The organism is Streptomyces sp. NPDC053367 (assembly GCF_044545925.1).
In the GTDB taxonomy this organism is placed as follows: Bacteria; Actinomycetota; Actinomycetes; order Streptomycetales; family Streptomycetaceae; genus Streptomyces.
Window position 1 is genome coordinate 1 of the sequence record NZ_JBITYN010000008.1, and the last position, 15,009, is coordinate 15,009.

10 protein-coding genes are annotated in these 15,009 nt (G+C 71.2%); 6 read left to right on the forward strand and 4 right to left on the reverse strand.

Translation table 11 applies throughout. From position 1 onward, the window contains the following. Window positions 1-649: 649 nt before the first annotated feature. A complete protein-coding gene (locus tag ACIGXJ_RS22405; protein WP_399648125.1) occupies window positions 650-1,099 on the forward strand; it encodes a PTS glucose transporter subunit IIA in 450 nt (149 codons plus the stop codon). A 78-nt stretch (window positions 1,100-1,177) separates the two neighbouring features. Continuing rightward, window positions 1,178-2,848, forward strand: coding sequence for a phosphoenolpyruvate--protein phosphotransferase (gene ptsP / locus ACIGXJ_RS22410; protein ID WP_399648128.1), 1,671 nt, complete (start codon window positions 1,178-1,180; stop codon window positions 2,846-2,848). A gap of 75 nt (window positions 2,849-2,923) precedes the next feature. Here ptsP and ACIGXJ_RS22415 read toward each other — a convergent pair whose 3' ends face one another. After that, window positions 2,924-3,817 (reverse strand): hypothetical protein, encoded by an 894-nt coding sequence (locus ACIGXJ_RS22415; protein WP_399648130.1) that lies wholly within the window; start codon window positions 3,815-3,817, stop codon window positions 2,924-2,926. A gap of 170 nt (window positions 3,818-3,987) precedes the next feature. Continuing rightward, window positions 3,988-5,955 (reverse strand): acetoacetate--CoA ligase, encoded by a 1,968-nt coding sequence (locus ACIGXJ_RS22420; RefSeq protein ID WP_399648133.1) that lies wholly within the window; start codon window positions 5,953-5,955, stop codon window positions 3,988-3,990. Between the two features lie 212 nt (window positions 5,956-6,167). On the opposite strand from ACIGXJ_RS22420, the gene ACIGXJ_RS22425 reads away from it, so the two are divergent. Then, on the forward strand, window positions 6,168-8,546 hold the full coding sequence (locus ACIGXJ_RS22425) for a TIM-barrel domain-containing protein (protein WP_399648136.1): 2,379 nt from the start codon (window positions 6,168-6,170) through the stop codon (window positions 8,544-8,546). Here the strand turns inward: ACIGXJ_RS22425 and ACIGXJ_RS22430 are convergent. Together ACIGXJ_RS22430 and ACIGXJ_RS22435 are read right to left on the reverse strand one after the other, a co-directional pair. Then, a complete protein-coding gene (locus ACIGXJ_RS22430) occupies window positions 8,537-9,073 on the reverse strand; it encodes an NUDIX domain-containing protein (RefSeq protein ID WP_399648139.1) in 537 nt (178 codons plus the stop codon). The genes ACIGXJ_RS22425 and ACIGXJ_RS22430 overlap by 10 nt on opposite strands. 53 nt (window positions 9,074-9,126) lie before the next feature. Continuing rightward, window positions 9,127-9,954, reverse strand: a complete 828-nt coding sequence (locus ACIGXJ_RS22435) for a M15 family metallopeptidase (RefSeq protein ID WP_399648143.1) — start codon at window positions 9,952-9,954, stop codon at window positions 9,127-9,129. A gap of 445 nt (window positions 9,955-10,399) precedes the next feature. Between ACIGXJ_RS22435 and ACIGXJ_RS22440 the strand changes: the two genes are divergently transcribed. The 3 genes from ACIGXJ_RS22440 to glpK all read left to right on the forward strand — a co-directional run bounded on the left by ACIGXJ_RS22440 (window position 10,400) and on the right by glpK (window position 14,843). After that, window positions 10,400-12,049, forward strand: coding sequence for an EAL domain-containing protein (locus ACIGXJ_RS22440; protein WP_399648146.1), 1,650 nt, complete (start codon window positions 10,400-10,402; stop codon window positions 12,047-12,049). Between the two features lie 502 nt (window positions 12,050-12,551). Beyond that, complete coding sequence (locus ACIGXJ_RS22445) at window positions 12,552-13,301, forward strand: MIP/aquaporin family protein (protein ID WP_399648149.1); 750 nt, start codon at window positions 12,552-12,554, stop codon at window positions 13,299-13,301. 21 nt (window positions 13,302-13,322) lie between these two features. Further along, window positions 13,323-14,843, forward strand: a complete 1,521-nt coding sequence (gene glpK / locus ACIGXJ_RS22450; protein WP_399648152.1) for a glycerol kinase GlpK — start codon at window positions 13,323-13,325, stop codon at window positions 14,841-14,843. Window positions 14,844-15,009 lie beyond the last annotated feature (166 nt).

Below are 15,009 nucleotides of genomic sequence, written 5' to 3' on the forward strand. Positions count from 1 at the left end.
CGGCCAGAAAATTAATTCAGCCGGTGCACACACACGAGAGCGGAACAGCCAGGCGGAATAAGCCCGGCCGTTCACAGCGTCCTCGCTGTGTTTTTTCAAAGGAACCTCAACCCGATCGAACCGATCAGGTCGGGGTATCAACATATCTGGCGTTGACTTTTGGCACGCTGTTGAGTTCTCAAAGAACGGACGCTTCCTTTGTACTCACCCTCTCGGGCTTTCCTCCGGGCGCTTCCCTTCGGTCTTGCGTTTCCGACTCTATCAGATCTTTTCTCGATCCGATTTCCTCGGTGCTTTCCAGGTTCCCGCTTCCGCGTTTCCCTTTCCGGCGGTCCCAACTTTATCAGTGTTTCTCCGTCTCCCTGACCATCCTTCCGCAGACATGCAGAAGGAGACCCATGGATAGGCTCTGACGAGTTGGATGCTGCCAGGCGAGGACGCATGCTGCGTCGCTCAGCCCCAGGCAGGAGTACGACAGTACACGGGGCTACGAACCCCGTGCAAATCCATTAAGCTGGTGGTCTAGACCTCTGGACCCGGGACCATTCATACGGAACCGGGACTTCATATGACATACCCTGCTCAACAGTGCGCCGTTGTGAACAGACAGTGACGACGCGTGAGCATCTCCACCGCTGGGAGGCTTCCCATGACCACCGTGACGTCCCCTCTTGCAGGACGCGCCATCGGGCTGGCCGGAGTGCCGGACCCCGTCTTCTCCGGGGCCATGGTCGGCCCGGGTACCGCCATCGACCCCGTCCGGGAGCCCTCCGAGGCCGTTGCCCCCGTCGACGGGGTCATCGTTTCTCTGCACCCCCACGCCTTCGTGGTCGTCGACGGCGAGGGGCACGGCGTGCTCGTGCACCTCGGCATCGACACCGTTCAGCTGAACGGAGAGGGCTTCGAGCTCCTCGTGAACAAGGGGGACACCGTGCGGCGCGGCCAGGCGGTCGTCCGCTGGAACCCCGCTGCGGTCGAGGCCGCCGGCAAGTCCCCGGTCTGCCCGGTCGTGGCGCTGGAGGCCACGGCGGAGGCACTCACCGGTCTTCGCGAGGAAGGCGACCTCAAGGCCGGCGACAGCCTCTTCGCCTGGCAGTGACATCGACGCCGTCCGAGGACGGCGTAAAGGACTACCACCGCGGCGACGGGAGTCGCCGCACTATCGGAGACGGGTGAGATGGAAACAACGCTGCGAGGCGTCGGCGTGAGCCACGGGGTGGCGATCGGCGAGGTTCGGCACATGGGGACGGCGGTCCTGGAGCCGCCCGCCAAGCAGATCCCGGCGGAGGAGGCGGAGCGCGAACAGGGGCGTGCCCGCAAGGCCGTGGAAGCGGTGGCGGCCGACCTGATAGCGCGCGGCAACCTGGCGGGAGGTGAAGCGCAGGCGGTGCTCGAGGCGCAGGCCATGATGGCTCAGGACCCCGAGCTGATGGCGGACGTGGACCGCAGGATCGCCGTCGGCAGCACGGCCGAGCGTGCTGTGTACGACGCCTTCGCCGCCTACCGCGAGCTGCTGGCCGGTGCCGGCGAGTATCTCGCCGGGCGCGTGGCCGACCTCGACGACGTGCGGAACCGTATCGTCGCGCGTCTGCTCGGTGTGCCCATGCCGGGCGTGCCGGACAGTGACGAGCCGTACGTGCTGGTCGCGCGTGACCTCGCGCCGGCGGACACCGCGCTGCTGGACCCCACCCTGGTGCTCGGCTTTGTGACCGAGGAGGGCGGGCCGACCAGCCACAGTGCGATCCTGGCGCGGGCGCTCGGCGTGCCCGCCGTGGTGGCGCTGCCGGGTGCGGGCGAGCTCGCCGAGGGCACCTTGATCGCGGTGGACGGCAGCACCGGTGAGGTGTTCGTGGACCCGGCCGAGGAGAAGAAGGCGCAGCTTCGGGCCGCTGCGGCGGAGCGCAAGGCTGCCTTGGCTGCGTCGACCGGTCCGGGTGCCACCGCCGACGGGCACAAGGTGCCGCTGCTCGCCAACATCGGTGGTCCGGCCGACGTGGCCGCCGCTGTGGAGGCGGGTGCCGAGGGTGTGGGCCTGTTCCGTACCGAGTTCCTCTTCCTGGACGACAGCAAGAGCGCGCCGTCCGAGGAGAAGCAGGTCGAGGCCTATCGGACGGTTCTGGAGGCGTTCCCCGAGGGCCGTGTGGTCGTGCGGGTGCTGGACGCGGGGGCGGACAAGCCGCTGGACTTCCTCACTCCCGCCGACGAGCCGAACCCGGCGCTGGGTGTGCGCGGTCTGCGGACCCTGCTCGACCACCCGGAGGTACTGCGCACGCAGCTGACGGCGCTGGCCAGGGCTGCCGAGGGTCTGCCTGTCTACCTCGAGGTGATGGCCCCGATGGTGGCGGACCGTGCCGACGCCAAGGCGTTCGCGGACGCGTGCCGTGAGGCCGGGCTGCGGGCGAAGTTCGGTGCCATGGTCGAGATCCCGTCTGCCGCGCTGCGGGCGCGCTCCATCCTGCAGGAGGTGGAGTTCCTGTCGCTGGGCACCAATGACCTCGCCCAGTACACCTTCGCCGCGGACCGTCAGGTGGGTGCGGTGTCGCGTCTGCAGGACCCGTGGCAGCCGGCGCTGCTCGACCTGGTCGCGCTGTCCGCGGAGTCCGCGAAGGCCGAGGGCAAGAGCTGTGGTGTGTGTGGTGAGGCCGCGTCCGACCCGCTGCTCGCGTGTGTTCTGACCGGTCTGGGTGTCACCTCCTTGTCCATGGGTGCGGCGTCGATCCCGTACGTCCGGGCCACGCTGGCGAAGTACACGCTCGCTCAGTGCGAGCGGGCGGCGGCGGCCGCGCGGGCGGCGGACAGCGCCGAGGAGGCGCGGACCGCCGCGCAGGCGGTGCTGTCCGGCGAGTGACCGGGTCCCGTCGGCTGCCGTACCGGTGGTCGTCGAGGGGCGCTCCATCCACAGGGTGGGGCGCCCTTCACGCGTTCAGTGACCATGTGTGGTCACGGCGCCCTCTCCGCCGAGGTCGGGCGGTTCGCGGTAGTCGACGTTGGACTCCGGGGAGATGAGGTCGCCGGACTGGGTGTCCGTGCAGTAGGCGTCGAAGATCTCACCCGCGGTGAGTGGTTCGAGGCCGTCGCCGCGCAGGCGCCATCCGTAGATCTGGTCGGGCTCACCGGCGGCCATGGTGCGCATGACCAGGCCGCCGGGGGAGTGGGTGGCGAGGCCGAGGGCCAGGACGGTGGTGAATTCGAGGGACTCCGTGTGGTCCAGTTCCAGTTCGCCGGTCTGGCTCTCGTCCACGTGCAGGACGGCGAGGAGGGGCTCTGGGGTGCTGGAGACGCTGCAGACGAGATGGTGGTGCCCGCGCGGTGCCGTCTCGAGGATGCGGGCGAGGAGGTCGGAGGCTCGGGTGAGGGCGGCCCGGCCGAGGTCCTCGCCGCAGGAGGCACAGGCACCGAGTCCGGATAGCAGGGTGGAGGCGTACTCCCAGGTCGCCTGTCGTACCGCCTCGTCGATGAGGGCGGGGACCAGTTCGGTCAGGGGCCGGCCGTCGTAGGGCAGGGCGGGTCCGAGGGCGGCGAGTTCGGCGGTGAAGCGGGTGCGGCTGGACGCCTTGTCGGGGTCGAGGCCGGTGTCGGTGCAGTAGTCGGCGTACTCCTGCGGGTCGAAGAGGGCCACTGTGGTGTGGCCGCCCTGGGCGGCGCGGGTGCGTAGGAGCGCCTCCACCTGTCGTAGGTAGGTGGTGTGGTCGTCGAAGGTGAAGCTGCGGTAGCGCCGCATCGCCCGGAAGTCCTGCTCGTCGGTGAGAAGGCCGATGGTGCCGGCGATTTCGCGGCGCAGGACACGTCGCACGGTCCGGTGGTCGGTGTGTGCCATGTTCTCCCCCTGTGCACGGTCGATCAATGCTCACTCACCGTAACCGGCACCACTGACAACGGGGTCTGCGAATGGAATCGCCGCACGTCAGAAGCCTGGTTGGGAGATGGGCGCGCGTCGGCCGCGGACCCGATCGGAACGGTCCGCGGCCGGCGCTCGTGCTGCTGCGGTCAGGTCCGGTTGCGGGCGAGGTCCTCGTAGAAGCCGAGCAGGTCGAGGTTGTCGATGGAGCCGGGGTTGACGGCCTTGTCCAGGGGGGTGCCCTGGAGGAGGCGCTTGACCGGGACCTCGATGCGCTTGCCGGTGAGGGTGTGCGGGATGCCGGGCACCTCGATGACCTCGTCGGGGACGTGGCGCGGTGACAGCTGCTCGCGGATGGTCTGCTTGATGCGGTTCAGCAGGGCGTCGTCGAGGGTGGCGCCGGGGGCCAGGTGCACGAAGAGGGGCATCCAGTAGCCGCCGTCGGGCTGTTCCACCCCGATGACGAGGGACTCCTTGATCTCGGGGAGCCGCTCGACGACCTCGTAGATGTCGGCGGATCCCATGCGGACGCCCTGGCGGTTCAGGGTGGAGTCGGAGCGGCCGTGGATGACGACGGAGCCCCGGGAGGTGACGGTGATCCAGTCGCCGTGGCGCCAGACTCCGGGGTAGGTGTCGAAGTAGCTGTCGTGGTAGCGGCTGCCGTCGGGGTCGTTCCAGAAGTGGATCGGCATCGACGGCATGGGGTTGGTGACGACGAGCTCGCCGACCTCGTCGATGACCGGCTTGCCGCTCGGGTCCCAGGACTGCAGGTCGGTGCCGAGGCCGGGGGCCTGGAGCTCACCGACGTGGACGGGCAGGGTGGGGACGGCTCCGGCGAAGCAGGAGCACACGTCCGTGCCCCCGCTGACGGAGGCGATCCACAGGTCGTCGCGGACCTCGTCGTGCAGCCAGCGGAAGCCGTCGGGGGGCAGCGGGGAGCCGGTCGTGGCGACGCAGCGGACCGTGGAGAGGTCGTGGTCGCGGGACGGGTGGACGCCGGCCTTGCGGCAGGCCATGACGTAGGCGGCGGAGGTGCCGTAGAGGGTGGCCCCGGTGCGTTCGGCGACGCGCCACTGGGCGCCGGTGTCGGGGTAGCCGGGGCTGCCGTCGTACAGGACGATCGTGGTGCCGGTGAGCAGGCCGGAGACGAGGAAGTTCCACATCATCCAGCCGGTGGACGTGTACCAGAAGAAGCGGTCCTCGGGGCCGAGGTCGCAGTGCAGGCCGAGCTGCTTGAGGTGTTCGACGAGGATGCCGCCCTGGGACTGGACGATGGCCTTGGGCAGACCGGTCGTGCCGGAGGAGTACAGGACCCAGAGCGGGTGGTCGAAGGGGACCTGTTCGAAGACGGGCTCCGCGTCGGCGCCGGTCAGGGCGGACCAGTCGAGGGCACCCTCGGGGGCGTCGGTGCCGAGGAGCGGGATGTGGACGACCGCGCGCAGGGTGGGCAGTTCGCCGCGCAGCTCGGCGACGACGTCGCGGCGGTCGTGCCGCTTGCCGCCGTAGCGGTAGCCGTCGACGGTGAACAGGACGACGGGTTCGACCTGCTGGAAGCGGTCGAGGACGCTGCGGGCGCCGAAGTCGGGTGCGCAGGAGGTCCAGACGCCGCCGACGGCGGCGGTGGCGAGGAGGGCGACGACGGCCTCGGGGATGTTGGGCAGGTAGCCGCTGACACGGTCGCCGGGCCGGACGCCCAGGGCGCGCAGCTCGGCCGCCAGGGAGCCGACCTGGCGGCGCAGCTCCGACCAGGTCACCGGGCGCGGCTCATGGATCTCGTCGACGCAGAGGAGGGCCGGTTCGTCCGCGCGGGTCGCCGCCGCGCGCAGGGCGTGCTCGGCGTAGTTGAGGGTCGCGCCGGGGAACCACTGGGCTCCGGGCATCGAGCGGTCGCCGAGCACGCGCGCGTAGGGCGTGGAGAAGCGCACGTCGAACCATTGGGTGACCGCCGCCCAGAACGCCTCGGGTTCGTCGACGGACCAGCGGTGCAGGTCGGCGTAGCCGCCGTCGGCGGGCGCTCCGTGGTGTTCGGCGGCCCAGGCCTGGAACTTGGTGATCCGCGCGTCGGCGATGCGTTCGGGATCGGGCTGCCAGAGCGGCTGCGGGTTCTCGGTCGACATGGGGCGGCTCCCGGACTGTGCGCGTCGTGTGCGTCGTCCGCGCACGGGCGGGGTGTGCGCGTGACGCGGATGACACGGACGATGCCATGTGATCGACTTCCGCACCAGGGTCCACCCCACATAGTCCGTGTCGTGAAGGTGTGGTCCCGGCACGGGTGAACGGAAGTTGAACGACACACGCGCGTGGACCCGTCAATGGCAGGGTGAGCAGCATGGACGGTCGTGACCTGGTGCGTTCGATAAAGGCGGTCGGTGCTGTGGGGGTGGCCCAGGGTTTGCGTACCGTGCGGGCGGCGTGGCGCAGGGGCCGCACCGATGCGGCCGGCCTGCCGCCGCGCGGTGCGGAGCGCGCGCGTGTGCCGGGTCCGGTGCTGGAGGCGGAGCCGGGTCCGGGCGGGGGTGTGATCCGGTTCAGCCGGGCGGAGCTGCGGATCGCGGTGACCGTCAGTGGCGCGGTGTTCTGGGGCTGGGACGGGGCCGGGCCCGAGCCGTCGTACGCACTGGCCGGGCGTTGCCCGGAGCCGGATGCCCGGGCGGTGCTGGAGCCGGACAAGGACGGCGGCTGGCGGGTGGTGGCGGAGCGGGTGACGGTGGTCGTCTCGCGTCATGGCGCGGTGGAGGTGCAGACGCCAGGCGGGGTGATGTTGCGGCGGGACCAGCCGCCTCGCTGGTGGGAGCCCGTCGGGGGTGGCCGGGCGCGGTGGATGCAGCGGTCCGAGGTGCCGGCGGACGCCCGGTTCTTCGGTCTGGGCGGGCGTGCCTCGGGGCCGAGGCTGCGGGACGGGGTGTACCGGCTGTGGAACACCGATCCGGGTCTCGCCTTCCGGCCCGGCGACGATCCGCTGTACGTCACGATGCCGGTGCAGATGGTGGTGTCGGACGCGGGGACCCATCTGGTCTTCCACGACACGTCGTGGGACGGGACGGTGACGTTGCGGGAGGGCCAGGAGGGCGCCGGCTCGGGGCACGACCGCACCGGGGCGAGCGAGCTGCGCCTGGAGGGCGGCCCGCTGCGCTGCTGGGTGATGGTGGGGACACCCGCGCGCGTGTTGCTGGCGTGGGCCTCGCTGACCGGCCGGGCCGCGCTGCCTCCGTCGTGGGCGCTCGGTCACCATCACGCGCGGTGGGGGTTCGGCAGCGAGCGGGAGGTGCGCCGGATCGCCGCCGGTTACCGGGAGCGCGGGCTGCCGCTGGATGCCGTGCACCTGGATATCGACCACTTCGACGAGCACCAGGTGTTCACGGTCGACCGAGAGCGCTTTCCCCGGCTGTCCGGGCTGGCCGAGGAACTACGCCGGGACGGCGTGCGGCTGGTCTCGGTCGTCGATCCGGCGGTGAAGGCCGCTGCGGGGAACGCCGTCTACGACAGTGGTTCGGCCGAGGACGCCTTCGTTCGCGACGCCTCCGGCCGGGTCGTGCGGGGGGTGGCGTGGCCAGGTGAGGCTGTCTTCCCGGATTTCACGCACGCGCGCGTGCGCAAGTGGTGGGGGCAGTGGTACGAGGAGCGGCTCGGGCAGGGGTTCTCGGGTTTCTGGCACGACATGAACGAGCCGACGTCGTTCGCGGCGTTCGGGGAGGCGACCTTGCCCCGCTCGGCCCGGCACGACCTGGACGGGCACGGCGGCGATCATCGCGAGGCGCACAACGTGTACGCGCTGTGCATGGCCAGGGCGGGCTACGAGGCGCTGCGGGAGCTGTCGCCCGGGCAGCGGCCGTTCGTGTTCTCCCGCTCGGGCTGGGCGGGCATGCAGCGTTACGGCGGGACGTGGTCGGGGGACGTGGCCACGGGATGGCCGGGGCTGCGGGCGTCGCTGTCGCTGGTCCTGGGGCTCGGGCTGTGCGGGGTGCCGTACTCGGGGCCGGATGTGGGCGGATACGACGGCAGCCCCTCGCCGGAGCTGTTCCTGCGCTGGTTCCAGCTGGGCGCGTATCTGCCGCTGTTCCGTACGCACGCGGGTCTGCGGGCGGGGCGACGGGAGCCGTGGGAGTTCGGGCCCGAGGTGCTGGAGCACGCGCGCGTGGCGTTGGTCGAGCGCCGGCGGCTGCTGCCGTACTTCGTGACGCTGGCGCATCTGGCCCGGCGTACGGGTGCGCCGTATGTGCGGCCCGTGTGGTGGGGCGCTCCGGAGGACCGGGCGCTGCGCGACTGCGAGGACGCCTTCCTGCTCGGGGACAGTCTGCTGGTGGCGCCGGTGCTGGGTCCGGGGACGGACCGGCGGGCGGTGCGGTTGCCGCGCGGGCGCTGGTACGACACGGCGACCGGGCGGGCGTACGAGGGGCCGGGGCAGGTGCTGGTGGACGCGCCTTTGGCGCGGATTCCGGTGCTGGCACGCGCCGGTGCCGTGCTTCCGGTGCGGGGCGAGGACGGTGGTCTGGAGCTGGAGGTGTGGGCGCCGGCCCGGGGCCGGACCGGGGGTGGGCTGGTCGTGCCGGACGCGGGTGACGGTTGGGAGGAGCCCTCGATGGAGCGGTACGTCAGCCGTTGGGAGGGCCGTCGGGTGGTGGTGCGGCGCGAGGGTGAGGACGGCGTGAGCGTGCCGCCTCACCCGGTGCGTGTGCGGGGGCTTGCCGACGGCTCGGCTCAGACGTAGCGGCCCTCGAACCAGGCGCGTACGGCCAGGGTGTGGAGGGGGAAGGCGAGTTCCTCGGGCCTGCGCAGCAGATGCCAGCCCGCTGTCTCGTCGGTGGGGGCGGGCTGCGGCAGGCGGTCGGCCGGGCGCTCGGGGAGGACGCCGAACAGCAGCAGATGGCCGTCGGAGGAACTCATGGCGTCCACCAGCCGTACGTCGCGGCTCGCCGCGTCGATGCCGGTCTCCTCCTTGAGCTCCCGTACGAGGGCCTGGCGCCAGTCCTCGCGGTCGTCGATGTAGCCGCCGGGCAGTGCGGTGCCCCCGCGCGCGGGTGGCACGTCGCGGGTGATGACGACCAGGGCCGTGCCCTTGGTGTCGTACACGGGCTGGATGGCGACGGCGACGGGCAGTGGGTTGCGGTAGGCCACCGTGCCGCAGGCCGGGCAGGTGCGGGGCCAGCCGGAGACGCCCTCTCCGTAGGGCGATCCGCAGCTCGAACAGTGGGAGCCCGGCGCGGAGTTGGGGGTGGAGTGCTGGTTCTCGGACACGTGGCGGACTGTATCCGATCACGGAGAGGGCGTCCTCGTCCCGAACCGTCGGTTCAGCGGTGGCCGGTGAGCGATCCCGCGGTGACGGGGAAGTCGAAGTAGGTGTCCGGGTAGGTCTCGGGCTTGTAGGTGTAGTGCCACCACTCCTCGGCGAGATTGACGAAGCCGAGGCTCTCAAGGGTGTTCTTCAGGCGCAGGCGGTTGGCGCGCTGTTCGCCCTGGATGCGGGGGTCGAGGGTGTGGCTCAGTGTGTCGAAGCAGTCGAAGCCGGTGCCCATGTCGACGGAGTTGTCGGGGAAGCGTTCGCTTCGGGGCGCGTAGCAGGGCAGGAGCGGCTCTCCCGGGTGGTAGGGCCGGGTGGGTTCCGCGGGGAGCTTCACGAGGGTGAGGTCGACCGTGGAGCCGCGGCTGTGGCCGGACTTCTCGGCGATGTAGCCGTCGGTGAACAGCCTGCTCTTGTCGACGTTCGGGTAGAACTCGGCCTTCATCGCCTCGTCGTCGAGGTCCTCGGCCCAGCGGACGAAGTGGTCGACCGCGCGCTGGGGGCGGTAGCAGTCGTACACCTTGAGGCTGTACCCCTGGCGCAGCAGCCGCTGTTGTGCCGTACGGAGAGCTTCGGCGGCGGGGCGGGTGAGGATGCACAGCGGCTGCCGGTAGCCGTCGATGCGTTCACCGACGAAGTTGTGCGGGGTGAAGTAACGCATCTCCTGGATGATGGTCCGGTCCACGCTGCGCAGTGCCACGAAGTCGGCCGGGGCCTGGGGTTCGGGCTGCGCTTCGGCGGGGGCGGGCGCGGCGGTCACGGCCGCGAGTGCGGCGAGGGTGGTGACGATCCCGCGGAGTGCTGGGGAGACGCGTACTGCGGCGGAGAGTCGTGTCATGTCTCCTGCGTCTATCAGGAGGCTGCGTCTCGGGGAAAGCGGTTCGCGGGGTCCGGCCGCGGTCGAGCGGTGTCGTGGGAGGGGCGACCGGGACCACCCCCGTGGGCCTCGCCCGCCCCTCCCGTTACGTCGACGCCGTTTCGGGCGCGCTTGGTTCACCTCTTTGACCTGCAGATTTATGGTTGCCCGTGGCACATTTCTGATGCCGCGTCACATCCCTTACCGGGCAGGGGTTTTGGCGCGTACACGCATTCCTGTGGTCGCAGGCGGATTCGCCGGGGAGGAACGGGGGGCGCCGTCCGGGGCCTCTCGACTGACGCCGCCTCACAGTCCCGAGGCCGCACCCAGGGGCAACGTACACGTACCGTGATCGGGCAGGAATGCTGCGTGAACGTCTCATGAACTGAGCCCGGGCCTGCACCCCGGCAGCGCCATCATGCTTGCCGTGCACTCCTGGACGGATACTCTCCGCTTCGCCTTCCAGCCTGTGGCCAATCTGACCACCGGCGGAGTCGCGGCGCTGGAGGTCCTCGCCCGGCCGGAGGCGGGAGACATCCTGGCCGAGGCCCGCCGGGACCCCGAACTGGACGGCAGACTGGCCGTGCTGGCGGTCCGCGCGGCGGCGCGCAAGGAGACACTGCTGCCGCTCCACATCAACGTGTTCGCCGGCACCCTCGCCGACCTCGGCGGCCTCGGGCCGCTGCACGAGGCGGTGCGCCAGGCCGGCCGGCTGCCGTGGGAGGTGACGCTCGATGTCGGGCCGCCCTTCACGCACGTGCCGCGGCAGGCGCTGCTGGACGCCGTGGCCGAGCTGCGGGGCGTGGGATTCCGGATCGGCGCGGACGGCGTCGGTGACGGGGACCTGCCCCTGCGGATGCTCCACGACATGGCACCCGACCTGGTGAAACTCGACATGTCACTGCTGGACCGGCCTGCGGCGGTCCGGGCCATGCGCACCCTGTGCGACCAGCTCGGCGCCCTGTTGTCGGTCGAGGGCGTGGAGACCGAACTGCACTACAGGGCAGCCGTGTCCGCCGGTGCGCAGCTGGGGCAGGGCGAGCTGTTCGCGCCGCCGGCACGGTTGCCCATCGCGGAGGTGTACGTTCCGCCCCGCCCGTCCTGGTCCGTGTCCGGGCCGCGTCCGGGGCCGCCGGTGCGGGAGTTCGTACGGCCGGCCGCGCTGCTTCCGGACACGGCGTCCGCAGGGCAGGTGCGGGCGCTGCTGACGGGCTCGCCTGACGTGTCCGGAGTGCTGCTCGTGGACCGGGAGGGTGTGCCGGTGCGGTCGGTGCACCGGTCCCGCTTCCTGCTGTCGATGTCGGGGCGCTACGGACACGCCCTGTACGCCGACCGGCCCGCCGCCCGGCTGGGCGATGTGCCGCGCACGGTGGGTGCGGACGCCACCGCGTGGGAGGTGCTGGACGTCGTGGCGGACGGGGACCGGGACCGTACGTCGGACGATGTCGCCGTCGTCGACCGGTACGGGCGCTGTGTCGGTGTCGTACGGCTGGCCGATCTCGTGCGGGCGCTGGCCGAGTCGCGTGTCGAGGAGGCGGCCGGGCTGAATCCGCTGACGCGGCTGCCGGGATCGGACGCGATCACCGGCGAGGTCGACCGGTGGATCGCGGACGGGCGGCCGTTCACGCTGAGCTGGCTGGACGTGGACCACTTCAAGCGGGTCAACGACGGCGCCGGCTTCGCGGCCGGGGACGACCTCATCCGTGCCGTGGGCCGGGCACTGCAGAACGCCGCGTCCGGGAACACCGGGGTGGGGCACATCGGCGGGGACGACTTCCTGGTCCTGGCGGAACCGGAGGGGCTCGACGCGCTGGCGGCGTCCCTGCTGGACGCGCCGTGGTCCGCGGGCGGGCGGCCCGTCACCCTGTCGCTGGCCACGGTGCTGTGCGCGCCGGGGAGCGTGGAGGACCACCGCCAGGCGGCGGCGCGTCTGGCACCGCTGAAAGAGGCGGCGAAGGCGCTGGCCGGGACGAGCTGGGTACTGGGCCGGGCAGGGCTGCCCGGCCACGAGATCCGGCGCGGCGCGGGGCCGACGACCAGCCGGACGGGGGTCGCCGTGGCCGAGCCGCTCGGCTGAAGACCTGAGCGCGGGTGCACGCGTCTGACGGGGGCGCGGACGGGAGAGGCATACGCCCCCGGGGACACGCGCCCGGGGGGACACGCCGTCCTGCGCGGCGGAACCGTTTCGCCGAGCCCGGCACATCAGGCGGCACAAGGCTCAGGGAGGTCGGGCCTCGCCACCAACGCCCCTTCGGCGGCGGCCGGTTCGGTCGAGTCGGTCCATTGCTGCCGGCGACCTTGACGCCCTGTGAGCGCCGGTGAACACTTCCCGGTGTCGGTCGACATCGCCGTACATTCTCGGCGTAATCCGGCACGCCCGGGGCCTCAGCGCGGCCAGGCCCACTCCCCCACGGGCGATTCGGCTGCCACGGCACGCTCGTCATGGACGCCGGGCGGGGCGCGGGACCCTCCCTGCCACCGGCGGAAAGTCGCCACGAGAGCCACGGGACCCGAGGAAACGCGCCCTGCACGCCCGCCGGGGCCGCCTGGGACCGGGGGCCCAGCGTCGAGGAGCCGCCATGAGCAACGGAGACGTTTTCGTCGGCGAGATCATCGGTACGGCGATCCTGATTCTGTTCGGCGCCGGTGTGTGCGCCGCCGTCACCCTCAGATACTCCAAGGCCCGGGCCGCCGGATGGGTGGTGATCGCCTTCGGCTGGGGCTTCGCCGTGCTGGCCGGGGCCTACACCGCGGCGCCGCTCTCCGGAGGGCACCTCAATCCGGCCGTGACCATCGGTATCGCGGTCGACACCGGGGACTGGGACCAGGTCTGGGTGTATCTGCTGGGGCAGACGGTCGGCGCGATGCTGGGCGCCGTACTGGCGTACCTGGTGTACTTCGCGCAGTTCCAGGCCAATGTGCGCCGGACGGGCACGACCGAGGGCACGGCCGAAGAGCCCACTCCCACGCTCGGCATCTTCTCCACCATCCCGGAGATCCGGAACCCGGTCGCCAACCTGATCACCGAGATCATCGCGACCATCGGACTGGTCCTGCCCGTCCTGGCGTTCGGACTGACCGAGGGGCTCGGCGCATCCGGTACCACCGTGCTCATCGTGTCGCTGCTGGTCGTGGGGATCGGCCTGTCCCTCGGCGGGCCGACCGGCTACGCCATCAACCCCGCACGTGACCTCGGGCCGCGCATCGTGCACACCTTTCTGCCGATCCCGAACAAGGGCACGTCCGACTGGGGTTACGCCTGGGTCCCCGTCGTGGGCCCGCTGATCGGAGGGGTTCTGGCCGGCCTCGTCTACAACGCAGCCTTCTGAACCGAAGCCCAAGGGGAATCAATGACGGACAACGCCGAGAAGTACGTCGCCGCGATCGACCAGGGCACCACCTCCAGCCGCTGCATCATCTTCGACCGCGCCGGCTCCATCGTCGCCGTGGACCAGCGTGAGCACCGCCAGATCTTCCCCAAGCCGGGCTGGGTGGAGCACGACGCGACCGAGATCTGGTCCAAGGTCCAGGCGGTGGTCGCGGGGGCGATCGCCAAGGCGGGCCTGCGGGCCGACCAGCTCAGCGCGCTCGGCATCACCAACCAGCGCGAGACGACGGTCCTGTGGGACCGCGCGACCGGCAAGCCCGTGCACAACGCGATCGTGTGGCAGGACACCCGCACGGCGGCGCTGTGCCACGAACTCGGCGGCGCGCACGGGCAGGACCGGTTCCGCGAGCAGACGGGCCTGCCGCTGGCCAGCTACTTCTCCGGCCCCAAGGCGGCCTGGCTGCTCGACAGCGTCCCCGGGCTCAGGGACCGCGCCGAGCGCGGCGAGATCGCCTTCGGCACCATCGACTCCTGGCTCATCTGGAACCTGACCGGCGGCACCGAGGGGGGCCGGCACGTCACCGACGTCACCAACGCCGGGCGCACCATGCTGATGAACCTGGAGACGCTCCAGTGGGACCGGTCGATCCTGTCCGCCATGGACATCCCCGAGGCGATCCTCCCCGAGATCCGGTCCTCGGCCGAGGTGTACGGCTCCGCCGTGGGACAGCTCTCGGGCGTGCCGGTCGCCTCGGCGCTGGGCGACCAGCAGGCGGCCGTGTTCGGGCAGGCCTGCTACGACGTGGGCACGGCCAAGAACACGTACGGCACGGGCAGTTTCCTGCTGCTGAACACCGGCAGCCGGCCGGTGCCGTCCAAGAGCGGCCTGCTGACGACGATGGGCTACAAGATCGGCGGGGAGGCGCCGGTGTACTGCCTGGAGGGTTCGATAGCCATAACGGGCGCGCTCGTCCAATGGTTCCGGGACCAGCTGGGCATCATCCGCACCGCCGACGAGATCGAGACCCTCGCGGCGAGCGTCGGCGACAACGGCGGCGCGTACATCGTCCCGGCGTTCTCGGGCCTGTTCGCGCCGTACTGGCGCTCGGACGCGCGCGGGGTCGTCACGGGGCTCACCCGGTACGTCACGAAGGCGCATCTCGCGCGGGCGGTGCTGGAGGCGACGAGCTGGCAGACGCGTGAGGTCGTGGACGCGATGTACCAGGACTCGGGGGTGCGGATCACCACCCTGAAGGTGGACGGCGGCATGACCAAGAACAACCTGCTCATGCAGCACCAGGCCGATGTGCTGGACGTGCCCGTGATGCGGCCCAGGGTCTCCGAGACGACGTGTCTGGGCGCGGCGTACGCGGCCGGTCTGGCCACGGGCGTGTGGAACGGCCTGGACGAACTCAAGACGCACTGGCAGAAGGACGCCGAGTGGACACCGTCCATGGACGCGTCGGTACGCGACCGCGAGTACGACAACTGGCGCAGGGCCGTGGAGAAGAGCTTCGGCTGGCTGGAGGACGGGGGCGCGTAGGCACACACGCGCGTACGTCGCCGCGGACCGCGGCCCGTACCCCGGTCGGCCGGGGTACGGGCCGTGTGCGGCGGGGGTACGGGCCGTGTGCGGCGGGCTCGCAGCGGTGGTCTCAGGTGACGAGGGTGCAATCCGGTGGTCTCAGGAGAGGACGGCTCGCCCTGGT